Origin of the sequence: Halomonas sp. DN3 (assembly GCF_024137905.1) — a bacterium.
GTDB lineage: Bacteria > Pseudomonadota > Gammaproteobacteria > Pseudomonadales > Halomonadaceae > Halomonas > Halomonas litopenaei.
This window is the reverse complement of record NZ_CP099965.1, coordinates 3,936,138-3,953,798: the sequence shown is the minus strand read 5'-3', so window position 1 is coordinate 3,953,798 and position 17,661 is coordinate 3,936,138. Positions and strand designations below refer to the sequence as shown.

Sequence of the window (17,661 nt, the reverse complement as noted above, 5' to 3'; positions counted from 1 at the left end):
GCGGGCGACTCGGGAATGCGGCTCGCTGCGCCAAGAAGACGGTGCAACAGAGGAAGAGAGACGCCGCCACGATGGGTGCTTGAGCGGTGGCCAGTACGCACCAGGCCCAGACGTGATGTTCTGGGCCTGGTGGGCGTAGCTTCAGAAGGAGGAGGTGTGCCGACGTCAGTTCTGCAGCTGGATCAGCAGCGGCTCGATGCCTTGAGTGCTCATTAGATCCTGGGCCCGCGACAGTTCATTGCGATCGCTGTAGGGGCCGACCTGCACGCGATGCCAGGTGGCGCCGCCGGTGGCTTCGACCTCGCTGATCTTGGCCAGCAGGCCGAAGTCCTTGAGTCGCCCGGCGAGCTGTCGGGCATCGTTGACCTCGCGGAAGGAGGCCGCCTGCAGCATGTAGCGACGCTCGGCGCTGCGCGGTGTCTCGGATGGCGTGGACGACGCTTCCTCTTCGCGGGAGTTGGCGGCGATCACCGCGGCGATGGGGTCGTCCGCGGAGATCTCGTCCTCGCTCGGCTGGGCCGCCTCGGGGCGCTTGGCGGTGGACGCCGGCATCTCCTCGTCGGAGGCGATGACTTCGGACTCCGGCAGCAGGGTATAGAACTCGAACGTCGGCATCGGCGGCTCGCTTTCGCTGGCCTGTCCGCCTTGTGCACTGCCACTCGCATTGCTGCCCTGCTGCTCGCCGCTGGAGGGCTTGGGCAGTACCGCCGCCACCGGTGAACGGGGATCCTGCCAGGGAGCGGTACCGTTCTGGTGGTGGGCCAGCAGGAAGCCTGCGACCACGCCGACGGCGGCCCACAGCCAGCCGGGGATACCTCCGCGGGCCTGCTTGGGTGCTTGCCTGCGCTTCTGGCTGGTGGTTGCTCCGCGCTTGCGCGGGGGCGCCTTGCGAGTGGCCATGGCTTACATCTCCTCCGGTGCACCGACGCCCATCAGGTCGAGTCCATTACGCAGCACCTGACGCGCGGCCAGGCCCAGCGCCAGGCGCGCATTGCGCAGGGCGTCGTCGTCGACCATGACTTTGCAGGCGTTGTAGCAGCTATGGAAGTCGGCTGCCAGATCCTGCAAATATTGGGCGATCTGCTGCGGCTCTCGGGCCTTGGCGGCGTGCTCGACCACCTCGGGATAGCGCGCCAGGCGATTGAGCAGGGCCTTTTCCTGGTCTGCCTCAAGCAGGCCCAGGTTGGCCATGGCGGTGGCGTGGTCGAAGGCCAGGCCTTCGCTCTCGGCCTTGCGCAGCACGCTGCACACCCGGGCGTGGGCGTACTGGACGTAGTACACCGGGTTGTCATTGGACTGCGAGCGCGCCAGATCGATGTCGAAGGTCAGCTGGGAGTCGGCGCGACGGGCGGCGAGGAAGAAGCGGGTGGCGTCGCGGCCGACCTCGTCGATCAGGTCGCGCAGGGTGACGTAGCTGCCGGCCCGCTTGGACAGCTTGACCTCGACCCCGGAACGGGTGACCAGCACCATCTGGTGCAGCACATAGTCCGGCCAGCCCTGGGGGATACCGACATCCAGCGCCTGCAGGCCGGCGCGTACCCGGGTCACGGTGGAGTGGTGGTCGGCACCCTGCTCGTTGATCACGCTGGTGAAGCCGCGCTGCCACTTGTCCAGGTGGTAGGCCACGTCGGGCAGGAAGTAGGTGTAGCCGCCCTCGCTCTTGCGCATCACCCGATCCTTGTCGTCACCGAAGTCGGTGGTGCGCAGCCACAGGGCGCCGTCCTGCTCGTAGGTGTGGCCGTTATCGGTCAGGCGACGGGCGGTCTCCTCGACCTTGCCCTGCTGGTACAGCGAGGACTCGAGGAAGTAGACATCGAAGCCGACGCCGAAGGCGCGCAGGTCCAGGTCCTGTTCGCGACGCAGGTAGGCCACTGCGAACTCGCGGATGGCGTCGAGATCCTCCGGGTCACCCTTGGCGGTGACGTGGCGGTCGTCGGCGTGGATGGTCTCGCCGGCCAGGTAGGCCTTGGCCACGTCCTCGATGTAGCCACCGCGGTAGCCGTCCTCCGGCCAGCCGTCGCTGTCCGGGCCCAGCCCCTTGGCGCGGGCCTGCACCGACAGCGCCAGATTGGTGATCTGGGCGCCGGCGTCGTTGTAGTAGAACTCGCGGGTGACGTCGTAGCCGGTGGCCTCGAGCAGGCGACACAGGCAGTCGCCCACCGCGGCGCCCCGACCGTGGCCGACATGAAGGGGGCCGGTGGGGTTGGCGGAAACGAACTCCACCTGCACCTTTTCGCCAGCGCCGGCCAGGCTGCGGCCGAAGGCGTCGCCGGCGTCCAGCACCTGGCGCACCACCTGGGCCGCGGCGTCGGTGGCGGCGAAGAAGTTGATGAAGCCGGGGCCGGCGATCTCGACCTTGGACACGGCGGCGCTTTCGGGCAGGGCCGCGACCAGTTTTTCCGCCACCTGGCGCGGTGCGGCCTTGGCCGGCTTGGCCAGCATCAGGGCGAGGTTGGTGGCGTAGTCGCCGTGGGCCTTGTCCTTGGTCGGGTCGACCTTGTAGGCCGGGGAAAGCTCCTGGGGAACGACTTCCTGCTGCTTGAGCTCGGCAAGAGCGGCATCCAGCAGCGCAACGATGGTGTCTTTCATGAGGCGTCTATGTCCTGTGGCACGGTGGCCGAGCGTGGCGAATCCTGGCGGGAGCACCTGTCGGCGGGCAGACCGCGTATTATCGATGATTGCGCCTGGCCTTTAAAGGCCGGGGCGGCAAAGCTCAGCGTATCGGACCTCAGCTCAGGGTCTGCGGATCGACGTCAATGGACCAGCGGATACGCCGCGCCTCGGGCCAGGCTTCCAGACGGTGGGCCAGCCATTCCAGCGCGGAGCGTAGAAAGCAGCGGCTGCGACGCAGCCTCTCTTCTTGTGGGTCCTCAGCTCAGGGTCTGCGGATCGACGTCAATGGACCAGCGGATACGCCGCGCCTCGGGCCAGGCTTCCAGACGGTGGGCCAGCCATTCGAGCGCGGGGTGCAGCTGACTGCGTCGCTCCGCCATCAGCGCGATCTGCAGGTGGTAGCGGTTCTGACGGCGCTCCATGGGGGCAGGTACCGGGCCGAGGCAGTCGAGATCCAGAGCCAGGCTACGTACCTGCTCGCGCAATTCGCCGGCGATCTCCCGGGCGAGTGCCGTCAGGGCGTCTTCCCGGGGGCCTTCCAGGCGGACCAGGGCCATGAAGCGCAGTGGCGGCAGGGCGGCGATGCGGCGTTCTTCCAGCAGCGACTCGGCCAGGGCGTCGTAGCCGCGCTCGGCCAATAGACGAAGGCTGGGGTCGTCCGGGTGCATGGTCTGCACCAGCACTCGGCCAGGGTGGGCGGCGCGGCCGGCGCGCCCGGCCACCTGCTCAAGCAACTGGGCCGAGTGCTCCAGCGCGCGAAAGTCGCTGGCGTAGAGGCCGGCGTCGGCGTTGACCACCACGACCAGGGTGACGTGGGGCAGATGGTGGCCCTTGGCCAGCATCTGGGTCCCGACCAGGATCGCTGGTTCGCCACGCCGGACCTCGGTGAGCATCTTCTCGAGCGCGTCCTTGGCCCGGGTGCTATCGCGGTCGATGCGGTGGACCGGGGTCTCGGCAAAGGTTTCGGCCAGGCTCTCCTCCGTACGCTCGGTGCCGCTACCCAGCGGACGCAGGTCGGCGCTGCCGCAGTCCGGGCAGGCGTCGGGAATGACCCGGCGGCGATCGCAGTGGTGGCAGGCCAGCATCGGCGGCTGGCGGTGCCAGGTCATGCGTGCGTCACAGTGGTCGCACTCGGCCATCCAGCCGCAGGCGTGACAAGCCAGGGTGGGGGCGAAACCGCGGCGATTGATGAACACCAGCACCTGGTGGCCGGCATCCAGCGTTGCCTTGATGGCGTCGATGACCGGCGGAATCAGGCCGCCGCGTCGAGGGCGCCCCTTGAGGTCGACCAGCTCCAGTCGAGCGGGAGCGTGGCGAGTGGCCCGCCGGGTCAGCCGCAGGTGAGCGTAGTCACCGGTGCGCGCGCGGTGCAGGCTCTCCAGCGATGGCGTGGCGCTCCCCAGCAGCAGCGGAATGCCATGGCGCTTGGCGCGCACCACCGCCAGGTCGCGGGCGTGGTAGCGTAGCCCGTCCTGCTGCTTGAACGAACCGTCGTGTTCTTCGTCGACGATGATCAGGCCTGGACGTGCCAGCGGGGTGAAGATGGCCGAGCGGGTACCGATGATAATCGGCGCCCTCCCGCTGGCCGCCGCCTCCCAGGCGTCCAGGCGCTCGTGGTCGGTCAGCCCCGAGTGCAGCGCCACCACCGGGACCCGGAAGCGCTGGCGAAAGCGCCCCAGGGTCTGCGGAGTCAGGCCGATTTCGGGAATCAGCACCAGCGCCTGGCGCTTCTTGGCCACCACCGCCTCGATCAACTGCAGGTAGACCTCGGTCTTGCCGCTGCCGGTCACCCCGTGCAGCAGGCAAGGGTGGAAGCGATCGAGCCCCTGGTGGAGCTGGTTCAGCGCCTTGGCCTGCTCGTCGTTCAGGGCCAGCGCCGGGCTCGCCAGCAGGCCCTGGCTGTCGTCGGGGGTGGGGCCGGTGAGGGTTTCCTCGTGGCAGCTCACCAGCCCCTTGGTTTCCAGCGCCTTGAGCTGGTCGCGGGTGAAGGATTGCGCATGGATCACCTGGGTGGTGAGGCCCTGGGGATGCTGGCGCAGCATCTCCAGCAGTTCGGCCTGGCGCGGAGCCCGGCCCAGGCGGGCAGGATCGCCGTTCAAGGCGACCTGCCAGCGTTCGCGTACCCGCGCCTCCAGCGGGCGTCCCTGACGCAGCAACACCGGCATGGCATGGGCCAGGGTGTCGCCGAGGGCGTGCTGGTAGTAGCGCGAGGTGAATCGACATAACCACAGCCAATCGCCTGGCAGCGGCGCCTTGTCCAGACAGGCCTGGATCGGCTTCAGCTTGGCCAGCGGCAGGTCGCTGTCGTCACGACAGTCGACGATGACGCCCACCACCTGGCGGCGGCCGAACTCGACGCGCACGCGCAGCCCCGGCGACCAGCCCCCTTGCGGGGGCACCCCCTGGGGGAGGTAGTCGAACAGGCGGCGAAGGGGGGATGGAATGGCGATCCGCAGCACGCGCGGGGCAGGAGAGTCAGCCAATTGGCCTCCACAATGAAGTCTGCTAGAATACTCCGCCGCTTCCTTGATGGGAGCGGATCACCGGCCGGCACAGGGGCTTGACGACGCACCAACGAGTGCCCGTGCCATTACCCGTATGCGGTGCCTGGCAATGGATCAGGTGGCGGCATACCGAAAAGTGAGGTTCACGATGAAACAAGGTATCCACCCGGATTACAAGACGGTCAATGCGACCTGTTCCTGCGGCGCCACCTTCGAGGTCGGTTCCACCGCTGGCCACGACCTGAGCCTGGACGTCTGCTCTCAGTGCCACCCGTTCTACACCGGTAAGCAGAAGCAGGCCACCACCGGTGGTCGCGTCGAGCGCTTCAACAAGCGTTTCGGTGCCGCGCTCAAGCGTTGATCGTACGGAGCTGAACGCGCCAGCGAGAAACGCTGGCCGACGATGCTCGGGCAATGTCCCCTTCGAACCCGCCTTCATGGCGGGTTCGTTGCGTCTTGGGGGCGCGCAGAGGAACGGGGGCAAAGGACAGGGCCCGCGACCGCGTGAGCGTTCCCGTTATTGCGTTGCATCAATGCGCAACGCGCGGCGGGCGACTAGGCTTCAAGCAGCAAAGGGAGGCGATGGTCGGGCCTCATCGTTGTCACTGAGCGAACTCGCGCTTGCCCAAGCGGTGAGCTTCCAGCGTCACCCTTGGCCCATCTCTGCGCTCACCTTCCTTGCATCTTTCTTCATGACAAGGGTTGGTGCAATGCAGCAAAAGTTGTCGACATTGTCAGCGAAAATCCTGAAACGGGCGTATAACTGACGCTTTTCTCAATCGTGTTGAGAAATGGAATATTTTTCTATATTGTGTTGCCACCGTTCCACAAGGACATCCGGACACCAAGCATGACGGACGCAAAGAAGCAGGCTGCGCTGGACTATCACGCCCTCCCCATTCCCGGAAAGCTGTCGGTCGAACTGACCAAGCCGACCGCCACGGCCAAGGACCTGGCGCTGGCCTACAGTCCCGGCGTGGCGGAGCCGGTGCGAGAGATCGCGCGGGACCCGGAAAACGCCTATCGCTATACCGGCAAGGGCAACACCGTGGCGGTGATCTCCGACGGCACCGCCATCCTTGGCCTCGGTAACCTGGGGCCGCTGGCGAGCAAGCCGGTGATGGAAGGCAAGGGTGTGCTGTTCAAGTGCTTCGCCGGCATCAACTCTGTGGATATCGAGGTCGACGCCGAGAGTCCCCAGGCATTCATCGATACCGTGGCGCGGATCGCCGATAGCTGGGGCGGCATCAACCTCGAGGACATCAAGGCACCGGAGTGTTTCGAGATCGAGCAGGCGCTGGTCGAGCGCTGCAAGATCCCGGTGTTTCACGATGATCAGCATGGCACCGCCATCGTCACGGCGGCGGGTATGCTCAATGCGCTGGAAATTGCCGGCAAGTCCCTCGATCAGGCGCGTATCGTGTGCATGGGCGCCGGCGCCGCGGCGATCGCCTGCATGAAGCTGCTGGTGGCCTGTGGTGCTCGCCCCGAGAACCTGGTGATGCTCGATCGCAAGGGCGTTATCCATACGGGTCGTGAGGACCTCAACCAGTACAAGGCGATGTTTGCGGTGGACACCGACAAGCGCACCCTGGATGACGCCATCGATGGTGCCGATGTGTTCATCGGTCTGTCCGGCCCTGGCCTGATGACCGCCGATCATATTCGCAAGATGGCCAAGGACCCGATCGTCTTCGCCTGCACCAATCCGGATCCGGAGATCCATCCCGACCTGGCGCGGGAGACCCGCCCGGACGTGATCATGGCCACCGGACGTTCGGACTATCCGAACCAGGTCAACAACGTGCTCGGTTTTCCCTTTATCTTCCGCGGAGCCCTGGACGTGCGCGCCACCCGCATCAACGAAGAGATGAAGGTCGCCGCCGTCCACGCGCTCAAGGACCTGGCGCGGGAGCCGGTGCCCCAGGCGGTGCTGGAAGCCTACGAGAAGGACGCCATGAGCTTCGGCCGTGAGTACATCATTCCGACCCCGGTGGACGTGCGTCTGCTGGAGCGGGTGACCTCGGCGGTGGCCCAGGCAGCGGTGGACTCCGGCGTGGCCAGAAAGCCCTACCCGTCGCACTATCCGCTCAAGACCATCGACGACGTCTACGGCGGCTGAGCCAGGCGCCGATAGATCCAGGCGCCGCTAGATCCAGACGCCGATAGATCCAGACGTCTCGACAGCAACGACAAGGCCCTCCAGTGGAGGGCCTTGTCGCGTCTGGTGGCTGTAATCCGATCGGTCCTGGTCGCTAGAACTCGTAGCGCAGCGAGGCCATCGGGGAATGGACGCTGCTTTAGAACTCGTAGCGCAGCGAGGCCGAGGTGATGCGGTCGGTCTTGGCCTCGGCGTCCTCAAGGGATGAGAGCTGCTTGGGGACTCGTAGCTTAGAACTCGTAGCGCAGCGAGGCCATCGGGGAATGGACGCTGCTTTAGAACTCGTAGCGCAGTGACGCCGAGGTGATGCGGTCGGTCTTGGCCTCGGCGTCCTCGGGGGGATCCCAAGGGATGGGAGCTGCTTGAGAACTCGTAGCGTAGCGAGGCCGAGGAGCCGGTCGGTTCTTGGTCGCTAGAACTCGTAGCGTAGCGAGGCCGAGGTGATGCGGTCGGTCTTGGCCTCGGCGTCCTCGGGGGGATCCGAGTTGTGCTTGATCTCGTGGGACAGGCGCAGCGACATATGGGCGTTGATGCGGGTATCCAGGGCGGTATAGGAGCGCACCGTCGAGTTCTTGCGGGTGGTCTCCAGCGACAGTTCCTGTTCGAGGGTGGCGCTATCGCTCAGCGCATAGCCGGCCTCCAGGGCGCCGTAGGCCACCGCCAGACGCTGGTCGTTCTCGCCGGGCAGGATGTCGGCACGATAGCCGGGGCCTGCCTCCAGCGCCAGGTGGGCGCGGTCGTCGTCGATCAGCTGGCGGCCGTAGCCGGTAATGGCGGTGAACTGGTGGTCGTAGCCGCTGAAGCGATCCTTCTCCCAGCGGCCGAAGCCGAACAGATAGTGCGGGCCGACCAGTTCCCGGCGTTGGCGAAAGGACACCAGATACTGTTCCGCACTGGTCTCGCTGTCCTCGCTGGCGTGGCGGGCCTCGCCGCGCAGGCGTGACAGCCAGGCCCCCTGCAGCCAGGTGAGCTGAGCCTTGCCGAGAAAGGTCTCGCTGTTGGAGTTGCCCGACAGATGGGTGTAGCCGAACTCGACATGGCCGAGAAAGTCCGGCGAGTCGTCATGGACGGGGATCGGGGCGTAGAAGGCGTCCGCCAGCGCGGCTTTTATCGGCACAAAAAGCCCGAAAATGCATAGTGCCGTCGCGGGCAAATAAAAACGGGAAATCACCATAAGGTGGTCTCTAGGAAGGTTCAAGGCGTGGTGGGTAGCGCGAAGTGACAAGGGACCCCTCCTTCCCGACGGGAAGGAGGGGTAATGGCCTTAGAAGATGGCTTCGTAGGCGCCGGTACCCTGGGAGCCGCTGTGGCGCTCGACGGCGCTTTCGACACGGCGGGGCTGTACGGTGGGCATGTGGTCTTCGTCGAACAGTTCCTCGACGCCGCCACCCTGGCCGTCGCGCAGCAGGCGACCGCTGTTGGCGTCGACCCTGGCGGTGATGATGCCGGGCGGCTGTTCGGGGATGTTCTCCGGCTTGCCGGCCAGCGCCTGGCCCATGAAGTCGACCCAGATCGGCAAGGCGGCCTGGGCGCCGTACTCGGCGGTGGGGGTGTTGTCGTCCTTGCCCACCCACACGGTAGTAGCGTAGTCGCCGTTGAAGCCGGCAAACCAGGCATCACGCTGGTCGTTGGTGGTGCCGGTCTTGCCGACGATGTCGGTGCGCTCGAGTGCCAGGGCGCGGCGGGCGGTGCCGCGCTCGACCACGTCGCGCAGCATGTCGCGCAGCAGGTAGACGGCACGCTCGTTGGCGACCCTGGGCGCCACCTCGTAGGTCTTGCCGTCGATCTGTGTGGTGGTCTGGCCTTCGCTGCATTCGCGGCAGGCCACGCGGGGGCTTGCCTCTTCCACCAGGGTCTGCTGCTCGCCCTGGGTGATCTTCTCGATGAACCAGGGCGACACCCGGAAGCCGCCGTTGGCCAGCACCGCGTAGGCGTTGGTCATTTCCAGCGGGGTCAGGCTGGCGCTGCCCAGTGCCAGCGACAGGCCGTTGGGTAGACGATCACGGGAGAAGCCGAAGTCCACCAGGAAGTCGATGGTGCGACTCAGCCCGATGTTCTGCAGAAGGCGAATGGTGACCAGGTTGCGAGAGCGGGCAAGGCCGACCCGCAGTCGGGTCGGGCCGAGGAAGTCACCGCTGGAGTTGGACGGGCGCCACAGTTCGTTGCTGCCGTCGTTGAGTACCACCGGGGCATCGTTGATGACGGTGGCGGGGGTCACCTCGCCACTGTTCAGGCCCGCCAGGTAGATGAACGGCTTGAAGATGGAGCCGGCCTGGCGACGGGCCTGAATCGCGCGGTTGAACTTGCTGGCGTCGAAGTCGAAGCCGGCCTGGAGTGCGAGGATCGCGCCGGTCTGCGGGTCCATCACTACCAGTGAGCCCTCGGCTCCCGGTTGCTGGGACAGGCGCCAGCTACCGTCCTCGCGCTGGAGGATGCGTACCAGGTCACCCCGGCTGGCGATCTGGGACGCCGAGGAGGGCGCCGCGCCGCGATAGCGGGCGCTCTTGTAGGGCGCGGCCCAGTCCAGCCCATCCCAGGCCAGGGTAATCAGCTCGCCCTCATGGGCCAGCACCTGCATCTCGCGACCTTCGCTCTTCACCACGATGGCGGGTTCCAGCGGACCATAGGTCGGGGTGCGCTCCAGTACCTGCAGCCAGTTGCTGACGTCGCCGTCGACGCCCTCGACGCTGGTCTGGCTGCGTTCGGCCGCGCGACGGGCCGTTTCCATGACCTCGGGGGACTCGGACAGCTCTTCCTCCAGGCCGGTGCGCTCGGTCTTTTCCTGGGCTTCGGCCAGACTCTGAGGAATCTCGGTGTCCTCAGGCCCGCGCCAGCCATGGCGGGTGTCGTAGGCGATCAGGCCATTGGCCAGCGCCTGGCGAGCCATGGGCTGGAGCTCGCTGTCGATGGTGGTGGTGATGCGATAGCTGCCGGTATAGGCCTCGTCACCGAAGCGATCGGTGGCGAACTGACGGGCCATCTCGGCGACATAGTCGGCCTGAACCTCGGCCTTGGCCACGTGGCGACTGGCGGTGATCGGCGCCTGAACCGCCTCGTCATAGGCGCTCCGGTCGATGTAGCCCAGCTCGCGCATGCGAAACAGGATCCAGTTGCGGCGAATCAGCGCGCGCTCGGCGTTGGCCAGGGGGTTGAAGGCCGAAGGCGCCTTGGGCAGGCCTGCGATCATCGCGTGCTGGGCCAGCGTCAGCTCATCGAGCGGCTTGTCGTAGTAGACCTCGGCGGCGGCGGCGATGCCGTAGGCACGGTGCCCCAGGAAGATCTTGTTGACATAGAGCTCCATGATTTCCTGTTTGCTCAGGATCTGTTCCATCTGCAGCGACAGCAGGATCTCACGCAGCTTGCGGGTAAAGGTGCGGTCCAGCGTCAGCAGATAGTTGCGCGCCACCTGCATGGTGATGGTCGAACCGCCCGACTGGATATCGCCACCGCTGGACACCAGTTCCACTGCGGCCCGGGCCAGGCCCTTGGGGTCGACGCCGGGGTGTTCGAAGAACGCCGAATCCTCTGCTGCCATCAGTGCCTGGAGCATTGGCTCGGGAATGTCCTCGAAGTCGACCGGCATGCGGCGTTCCTCGCCGAATTCGCCGATCAGCTGACCGTCGCGGGTGTAGATGCGCAGTGGCGTCTGCAGCTCGAAGTCCTGCAGTTGACGGACATCGGGAAGCCCAGGAGCGAAGTAGAGGGCGGCACCGACGACGCCCAGGGCCGCGGCGGCGCCAAGCGATATCACCAGCCACACGGCGGAGAAAATGAGCGTTCTGAGATACTTCATGAAATCGCGGTGTCCATGCTGAGAACGAAAAACGGCGGGGCGAAGAGATGGGGTAAGGCAGTCCTTTGCGTCGGCCATTATAGGAACTGGGAGGGCCTGTCACCACCATTGTGACGAATTGCCCGTCTTGTTGCACAAAGTGCCGTCATGGATCAGTAAGGCCCGGCTCGGTTTTGGCTAGGCTGGCGCCACAGCGTCGTGCATCGGGCGCGGTGCCATGGTGGCAGTGTGATGGGCTCATGTGGTTTTCCTCGAAGGACAAGGGTCTGGTCGGTGTCGATATCACCTCCGCCTCGGTCAAGTTGATCGAGCTGGTGGAGGACGACGCCGGCCACCGCGTGGCCGGCTACGCGGTCAGACCGCTGCGTCAAGGGGCCGTGGTGGAGCGCCGCATACGTGATATGGGCGAGGTCATCGAGGTGCTGTCGCGGGTGGTCGAGCTGGCCTCTCCAGGGAGTCGAGAGGCCGCCGTGGCGGTGCCATCCCGCGCGGCGATAACCCGGGTACTGCGCTATCCGGCAGCGCTCGATGATGAAGAGATCGAGGCCCGTATCGAATGGGAGTCAGACAAGCACATACCGTTTCCGTTCCGTGAGGTGGCCTTTGACTTCTATCGCCTGGGGCGCTGCTCCGACGATCCGCAGTGGCAGGAGGTGCTGCTGGTGGCCTGTCGTCGCCAGGACGTCGAGCAGTTGACCCAGGCGCTGGAGGCCAGCGGGCTCATGCCTGCGGCGGTGGATGTCGAGAGCTTCGCCATCGAGCGGGCCATCGCTGGCCTTTGCCGTCGTCGCCGACTGGGGGACGGCGCCCTGGCCCTGGTGGACGTGGGCGCCTACCTCAACACGCTGCACGTGGTGGTGGCCGGGCGCATCGTCTACAGCCATGACAGCCTGTTCGGCGGCATGCAGCTCACCGAAGCGATCCAGCGTCACTACGGTATCGGCATGGATGAGGCCGGCTTCGGCAAGAAACGGGGCGGTTTGCCGGACGACTATTCGCAGACGGTGCTGGGGCCCTTCGTCGAGACCCTGGTGGAGCACATCCAGCGATCGTTGCAGCTGTATCAGGTGTCGGACCATGTGCGCCCGCTCGAGCGACTGCTGTTGACGGGAGGTGGCAGCCTGGTCGCGGGGCTTGCCGATCGTCTGAGCCAGGCCCTCGGCCTGCCGGTCAGCCAGGTGGACCCGCTGGAGGGGATGGCGCTCAAGCCATCGCTGGACGCGGCGGCACTACGCGGCGAAGCGCCGGCCCTGCTGACCGCCTGCGGCCTGGCCATGCGAGGACGACCATGAAAGATGTGACGATCAACGAGGTCCAGGTCAATCTGCTTGACTGGCGCGAGGCCGCTCGCGCCAGGCGCACGCGACGCTTCTGGCTGGCGGTGGCGCTGTCGGCGTTGGCGGGTGTCGGGCTCGCGTTGATGGCGACGCTGTGGCTGCAGTGGGGGTTGAGGCAGATGGAGGCCCGCCAGCGACATGTCGCCGCTGCCGTCGAGCGTCTGGAAGAAAAGTCCGCCGAGATGGTCGATCTCGAACGCCAGCTCTCATTGCTGGATCAGGAACAGGCGTTGCTCGAGCGGCTGCAGGACGAGCGGCGCCAGACGCTTGCGGTGGTCAACGCCCTGGCAGCCACCCTGGCGCCGGGGGTCCGCTATCAGCGTGTCGAGCGCATCGGCGACAGATTGATGCTCGAGGGCGAGGCCGTGGACAGCGCCAGGCTGGTCGAGCAGCTGCGCTCCCTCGAGCGAGCGCAGGTCTTTGCCGAACCACTCTTGTCGCGGGTGGGGGCCGAGCAGGGCTATCAGCATTTTGCGCTGGAGATGACCCTCGCGGCATTGCCGGCGCTGGAGCCCTTGCCATGAATTCAGAGCAGGGCGGTGACGTCAGCTGGCGTGAGCGCTGGCTCGATGAGTGGCGCCGGCTCAAGGCGCTGGACTGGCGTCGGCTGGAGCTGAGTGAGGCCGGGCGCTGGCCGATGTCGCTGCGGACCCTGGTGGCGATCCTGGCTTTCGTGCTCGCCCTGGTGGCCATGGTGGTGGGCTATCTGCATCCCCTGTCACAGCGTCTGGTGGAGCTGCAGCGTCAGGAGCGAGAGGTGGTCGCCGACTTCGAAGGTCGCGCACGCGAGTTGGCGGAGCTTGATCGCCTCAAGCGGCTGTTGGTAGATCTCGATCAGCGTGTCAGCGATCGGCGTCGCATGTTGCCGGATGGTGCCGCCATCCCATCGCTGTTGGAAGGTATCGGCCAGGTGGCCAAGCGTCGCGGGCTATCGCTGGAGGAGCTCGAACTGAGGCCGGCGCGTCCCCTGGAGCTGTATGTCGAGCGGCCTTTTGATCTGCGGGTGCGGGGCGACTACCACGCCATCGGTGGTTTCGTGGCTGATCTGGCCAACCTGCCCCGACTGGTGACGTTGCACGATTTCAGCCTGTCGCCGGTCGAGGGAGGGCTTGAGCTGCACGCGCTGGCGCAGACCTACAGTATTGGTGACGGGGCGCGCGTCGCCGATGCGCTGGTGGAGGGTTCATGAGGTGGCGCCGGCTGGTGGGCGTGCTGATGGGCGCCTTGTTGGGTGCGGCCCTGACGGGTTGCCAGCAGGCGGACCTCGACGCCCTGGATCGGCGTCTGGCCGAGGCGCTGGCGCCGGAGCTCGATCGGCGGCCGGTAGCGTTGCCTGAAGTAGTGAGCCTGCCGGTGCTGCAGTATCGCTACGCCAACGCGAGAAGCCCCTTTCGCTTCGAGGGCCAGGGCTTCGGCGGTCAGCGGTTTGGGCAAGGCAGCGGTCTTGCTGCCTTTTCCCTGGACGAACTTGAACTGGTGGGAGTGCTGGGTCGAGGGCAGCGGCATTGGGCGCTGTTCGAGGCGCCCGATGGTCATCTCTATCGGGTGGCGCAAGGGGAGATGCTGGCCAATCCGCCCGCCAGGGTTGCGGCGATCAGCGCTGAGGCCGTCAGGCTGGAGGCGGTTGCAGGCAAGGACTATCGCTGGAAGGAGCGTGTCATGAGGGTAGGCGAGTGAGCAGGCGACCTGATATCGGTTCATGTCGGACAGGCGAGTCGGCGTTTTCGCCTGGGCAGGCGATCGCGCGGTGGCTGGTGGGGCTGGTGGTCGGTGTGCTGCTGGTGTCGCCGGGCTGGGCGCAGGGCGAGGGCTATCAGGGCGCGCCGATCACTCTGAACTTTCAGGATGTCGAGGTGCGCTCGGTGCTGTCGGTGTTGAGTGACTTCACCGGCCTCAATATCGTCGCCAGTGACAGCGTCGCTGGGCGGGTGACCCTGAACCTGGAGGCGGTGCCCTGGGACCAGGCGCTGGACATGGTGCTGGAGAGCCAGGGGCTCGATAGTCGTCGGCAGGGCGACATCCTGCTGGTGGCGCCGGTCTCGGAGCTGGCCGAGCGTGATCGTCTCAAGCTCGAGGCGGCCTCGCGGCTGGACGAGCTTGAGCCACTGGTGACCGAGCATATCGAAGTGCGCTATGCCAAGGCGGCGGAGCTCGCCGCCTTGCTGCGTGGCGAGAACGGTTTCGGGCTGTTGTCCGATCGCGGGCGCGTGGCCACCGATCCGCGCACCAATACCCTGCTGGTCCAGGACGTGGCCAGTCAGCTCGACGAGATTCGCTGGACCCTGGCGCGCCTGGATGTGCCGGTACGCCAGGTGCAGATTTCGGCGCGCATCGTGGTGGCCCGAGACAACACCGCCGAGGAGATTGGCGTCAACTGGGGGGCGCGCAGCCGCCACGACAAGTTGCCTGTGGGGAGCGGGGACGGTGCCCTGTCCGGGGCGCTGGGTGAATCGGTACAGATCGGTGATGGGGTCTTCGGCAATCGAGGGGATGCCTACGGTGGCCTGGGGGTGGATCTGGGCGATGCCCTGGATCCGGGAAGCTCGTTCAAGTTCGGCTATCTGGCCGGGGATGTGCTGCTGGATCTGGAGTTGCATGCGCTGGAGAGCGAGGGCAAGAGCCAGACCATCTCCGAGCCGCGGGTGATCACCGCCAATCAGCACACCGCCCTGATCAAGCAAGGCAAGGAGATCCCCTACCAGGAGTCCACCTCCAGCGGTGCCACCAACGTGGAGTTCAAGGAGGCGGTGCTGGCGCTGGAGGTCACCCCGCAGATTACCAGCGATGACCGCATCGTCATGGATCTGACCATCAACAACGACACCCTGGCCGAGCAGAGCTTCGACGGCGAGCCGGCCATCGATACCAACGAGATCCAGACCCAGGTACTGGTCGAGGACGGCGAGACCGTGGTGCTGGGGGGGATTCTCACCACCCAGCAGCTGCATACGCTGTACAAGACGCCCTGGCTTGGCGATATCCCCTGGCTGGGAAAGCTGTTTCGCTATACCGAGGACGTCAACGATAAGGTAGAGTTGTTGGTATTCATCACTCCTCGGATACTCGACGACGGCCTGGCGACTCACTGATGCAGGAAGTACCCAACCTGATTCTGATAGGCCCCATGGGGGCGGGAAAGAGCACCATCGGCCGCCTGCTGGCGGCCGAATTGTCACGTCCGTTCTACGACAGTGACCACGAGATTCAGTCACGCTGTGGCGCGGATATCCCCTGGATATTCGATGTCGAGGGCGAGAGCGGCTTTCGTGACAGGGAAAGCGCCATGATCAGCGAGCTGGTGGACTACGACAAGGTAGTGATCGCCACTGGCGGCGGCGCGGTGCTGCGCGAGGAAAATCGCCAGCGTATCCGCGAGGGCGGCACCGTCATCTATCTGTTCACTACCGTGGAGCAGCAGTTGAAGCGCACCGCCAAGGATCGCAACCGGCCGCTTCTGCAGCGCGGCGATCGCGAGCAACTGCTGCGCGACATGTTCGCCCTGCGTGACCCCTTGTATCGCGCCACCGCGGACCTGGTGATCCGCACCGACCGCCGCGGGCCGCGCTCGGTGGTCAACGATATCGTTCGTCGCGTCCATCGCCTCCTCGATCCTCTCACCTGCAAGGCCTCATCATGAGCACACCCACGTCCGTGAATCCCTTGACCCTGACCGTCGCCCTGGGCGATCGCAGCTACCCCATCCATATCGGACCGGGGCTGGTCGATGACGGTGAGCGTCTGGCCTCCTATCTCAGCGGTCGCCAGGTGATGGTGGTGACCAACGACACCGTCGCCGCGCACTATCTCGAGCGGCTGACCTCGGCGCTGGCAGCGGCCGACGACCGCCTCAGGATCGAGACCCTGGTGCTGCCGGATGGTGAAGCCCACAAGAATGTCGATGGCGTCTCGCGCATCTGGGACGCCCTGCTGGAGGCCGGCTTCAACCGCAAGGCCACGCTGGTGGCGCTGGGCGGCGGGGTGATCGGCGATATGGTCGGCTTCGCCGCGGCGTCCTACCAGCGCGGCATCTCCTTTATCCAGGTGCCCACCACCCTGCTGTCCCAGGTGGATTCTTCGGTAGGGGGCAAGACCGGGGTCAATCATCCGCTGGGCAAGAACATGATTGGCGCCTTCTGGCAGCCCCGCGCAGTGCTGATCGATACCGCCACGCTCTCGACCCTGCCCGAGCGCGAACTGTCCGCGGGTCTTGCTGAGGTGATCAAGTACGGACTGATCCATGACAGTGACTTTCTCGGCTGGCTGGAAGATGAGATGGCTGCGCTGCGTGACCTCGACGATGTTGTGCTCGCCAAGGCCATCGAACGTAGTTGCGCGATCAAGGCCGAGATCGTCGCCCTCGACGAGACCGAACAGGACGTGCGGGCGCTTTTGAATCTGGGGCACACCTTCGGGCACGCCATCGAGGCCTACATGGGCTACGGTACCTGGCTGCACGGCGAGGCGGTGGGTGTGGGCATGCTGATGGCGGCTGACCTGTCGATGCGCCAGGGCTTTATCGAGCAGGCCGATGTGACGCGCACCCGTCGAGTGATCGAGCGGGCGGGTCTGCCGGTGGCGGCGCCCAGGGAGATGACGGTTGAGGATTTCGTGTCGCGCATGAAGCTCGACAAGAAAAATACCGATGACCGCATGCGCCTGGTGCTGATGCGCGCGCTCGGCGAGGCCTGCGTCTACGATCAGACCCCGCCGGCGCTGCTCGGCGAATGCATCGAGGCCTATCCACGGGCCTGATGATGCCAGTCTCCAGCGTATCGACTGCGACGCCCGCCTTGTGCGGGCGTTGTCGTGTCTGGGGCACGCTGAGCGGCAAGGTTGGCTTTGGTTGGCACGGGTCGCTTTGGCGTGGCTTTGGCGTGGAAAGGGGCGGCTAGAGACGGAACAGGTATTGGCCGAACAGGGCTTCACGGAGTGCGCTACGAGGTGCTGTCGACGGCTTCGGGATAGGGGGAATAGGCGCCGCTCATGCGTGGATCTGTATGTCGTATGCCTGATCGGCATGGGGTGTCGACAGTTTTTGCGACTAAAGTCTAGTGGCGAAAGGCGTACAGCAAGACTTGCTGGAAACGGCTTCCAAGTCGTTGACCTGATAAGGTTTTTTTTCGAAGCCTTGGTGCAAGCATCAGATTTACGGTGTTTTTTTATCGGGCGTGCGCGGCGGGGAGATTGCGCGAGGGCGGGGGGCTGGCTATGCTGGGTACCCATTTTTCGTGCAGTTAGCGAAAGCCCTTAAGG

The 17,661-nt window shown here is 65.7% G+C and carries 14 protein-coding genes; 9 read left to right on the top strand and 5 right to left on the bottom strand.

Going from position 1 to position 17,661, the window contains the following annotated elements; translation table 11 throughout:
• Positions 1 to 165 precede the first annotated feature (165 nt).
• From NKF27_RS16975 to NKF27_RS16965, 3 genes are all read right to left on the bottom strand, one after another.
• Positions 166 to 900 carry an SPOR domain-containing protein gene (locus NKF27_RS16975; protein WP_108132302.1) on the bottom strand — a complete coding sequence of 245 codons (735 nt, stop codon included), beginning with the start codon at positions 898 to 900 and terminating at the stop codon, positions 166 to 168.
• Positions 901 to 903: 3 nt separating this feature from the next.
• Positions 904 to 2,589: an arginine--tRNA ligase gene (gene argS, locus NKF27_RS16970; protein WP_045991149.1), complete on the bottom strand. Its 1,686-nt coding sequence runs from the start codon at positions 2,587 to 2,589 to the stop codon at positions 904 to 906.
• A gap of 281 nt (positions 2,590 to 2,870) precedes the next feature.
• Complete coding sequence (locus NKF27_RS16965) at positions 2,871 to 5,096, bottom strand: primosomal protein N' (protein ID WP_253553567.1); 2,226 nt, start codon at positions 5,094 to 5,096, stop codon at positions 2,871 to 2,873.
• Positions 5,097 to 5,265: 169 nt separating this feature from the next.
• On the opposite strand from NKF27_RS16965, the gene rpmE reads away from it, so the two are divergent.
• Together rpmE and NKF27_RS16955 are read left to right on the top strand one after the other, a co-directional pair.
• Positions 5,266 to 5,478, top strand: a complete 213-nt coding sequence (gene rpmE / locus NKF27_RS16960) for a 50S ribosomal protein L31 (RefSeq protein ID WP_045991147.1) — start codon at positions 5,266 to 5,268, stop codon at positions 5,476 to 5,478.
• Between the two features lie 489 nt (positions 5,479 to 5,967).
• Positions 5,968 to 7,239, top strand: coding sequence for a malic enzyme-like NAD(P)-binding protein (locus NKF27_RS16955; protein ID WP_253553565.1), 1,272 nt, complete (start codon positions 5,968 to 5,970; stop codon positions 7,237 to 7,239).
• 451 nt (positions 7,240 to 7,690) lie between these two features.
• Here NKF27_RS16955 and NKF27_RS16950 read toward each other — a convergent pair whose 3' ends face one another.
• Together NKF27_RS16950 and NKF27_RS16945 are read right to left on the bottom strand one after the other, a co-directional pair.
• Positions 7,691 to 8,395 carry a YdiY family protein gene (locus NKF27_RS16950; RefSeq protein ID WP_231498599.1) on the bottom strand — a complete coding sequence of 235 codons (705 nt, stop codon included), beginning with the start codon at positions 8,393 to 8,395 and terminating at the stop codon, positions 7,691 to 7,693.
• Positions 8,396 to 8,542: 147 nt separating this feature from the next.
• Positions 8,543 to 11,071: a penicillin-binding protein 1A gene (locus tag NKF27_RS16945; protein WP_253553562.1), complete on the bottom strand. Its 2,529-nt coding sequence runs from the start codon at positions 11,069 to 11,071 to the stop codon at positions 8,543 to 8,545.
• A gap of 239 nt (positions 11,072 to 11,310) precedes the next feature.
• Between NKF27_RS16945 and pilM the strand changes: the two genes are divergently transcribed.
• The 7 genes from pilM to aroB are packed head-to-tail and all read left to right on the top strand — an operon-like array spanning position 11,311 to position 17,160.
• Positions 11,311 to 12,363 carry a type IV pilus assembly protein PilM gene (gene pilM / locus NKF27_RS16940; protein ID WP_045991143.1) on the top strand — a complete coding sequence of 351 codons (1,053 nt, stop codon included), beginning with the start codon at positions 11,311 to 11,313 and terminating at the stop codon, positions 12,361 to 12,363.
• Positions 12,360 to 12,932 (top strand): PilN domain-containing protein, encoded by a 573-nt coding sequence (locus tag NKF27_RS16935; protein WP_222570016.1) that lies wholly within the window; start codon positions 12,360 to 12,362, stop codon positions 12,930 to 12,932. The genes pilM and NKF27_RS16935 overlap by 4 nt, the downstream gene beginning before the upstream one ends.
• Positions 12,929 to 13,597, top strand: coding sequence for a type 4a pilus biogenesis protein PilO (locus NKF27_RS16930; protein ID WP_253553559.1), 669 nt, complete (start codon positions 12,929 to 12,931; stop codon positions 13,595 to 13,597). The genes NKF27_RS16935 and NKF27_RS16930 overlap by 4 nt, the downstream gene beginning before the upstream one ends.
• Positions 13,594 to 14,085, top strand: a complete 492-nt coding sequence (locus NKF27_RS16925; RefSeq protein WP_253553546.1) for a pilus assembly protein PilP — start codon at positions 13,594 to 13,596, stop codon at positions 14,083 to 14,085. The genes NKF27_RS16930 and NKF27_RS16925 overlap by 4 nt, the downstream gene beginning before the upstream one ends.
• Complete coding sequence (locus NKF27_RS16920; RefSeq protein ID WP_367399244.1) at positions 14,082 to 15,497, top strand: type IV pilus secretin PilQ; 1,416 nt, start codon at positions 14,082 to 14,084, stop codon at positions 15,495 to 15,497. Before NKF27_RS16925 ends, NKF27_RS16920 begins: the two co-directional genes overlap by 4 nt.
• Complete coding sequence (aroK, locus tag NKF27_RS16915; protein WP_045991139.1) at positions 15,497 to 16,045, top strand: shikimate kinase AroK; 549 nt, start codon at positions 15,497 to 15,499, stop codon at positions 16,043 to 16,045. Before NKF27_RS16920 ends, aroK begins: the two co-directional genes overlap by 1 nt.
• Complete coding sequence (aroB, locus tag NKF27_RS16910) at positions 16,042 to 17,160, top strand: 3-dehydroquinate synthase (RefSeq protein WP_108449770.1); 1,119 nt, start codon at positions 16,042 to 16,044, stop codon at positions 17,158 to 17,160. Before aroK ends, aroB begins: the two co-directional genes overlap by 4 nt.
• Positions 17,161 to 17,661: the final 501 nt, after the last annotated feature.

Bases quoted from the DNA above. Each gene is read 5' to 3' on its own strand.
- NKF27_RS16955 (WP_253553565.1), top strand. From the start codon at position 5,968: ATGACGGACGCAAAGAAGCAGGCTGCGCTGGACTATCACGCCCTCCCC.
- NKF27_RS16930 (WP_253553559.1), top strand. From the start codon at position 12,929: ATGAATTCAGAGCAGGGCGGTGACGTCAGCTGGCGTGAGCGCTGGCTC.
- argS (WP_045991149.1), bottom strand. From the start codon at position 2,589: ATGAAAGACACCATCGTTGCGCTGCTGGATGCCGCTCTTGCCGAGCTC.
- NKF27_RS16975 (WP_108132302.1), bottom strand. From the start codon at position 900: ATGGCCACTCGCAAGGCGCCCCCGCGCAAGCGCGGAGCAACCACCAGC.
- NKF27_RS16945 (WP_253553562.1), bottom strand. From the start codon at position 11,071: ATGAAGTATCTCAGAACGCTCATTTTCTCCGCCGTGTGGCTGGTGATA.
- NKF27_RS16925 (WP_253553546.1), top strand. From the start codon at position 13,594: ATGAGGTGGCGCCGGCTGGTGGGCGTGCTGATGGGCGCCTTGTTGGGT.
- pilM (WP_045991143.1), top strand. From the start codon at position 11,311: ATGTGGTTTTCCTCGAAGGACAAGGGTCTGGTCGGTGTCGATATCACC.
- aroB (WP_108449770.1), top strand. From the start codon at position 16,042: ATGAGCACACCCACGTCCGTGAATCCCTTGACCCTGACCGTCGCCCTG.
- aroK (WP_045991139.1), top strand. From the start codon at position 15,497: ATGCAGGAAGTACCCAACCTGATTCTGATAGGCCCCATGGGGGCGGGA.
- rpmE (WP_045991147.1), top strand. From the start codon at position 5,266: ATGAAACAAGGTATCCACCCGGATTACAAGACGGTCAATGCGACCTGT.
- NKF27_RS16935 (WP_222570016.1), top strand. From the start codon at position 12,360: ATGAAAGATGTGACGATCAACGAGGTCCAGGTCAATCTGCTTGACTGG.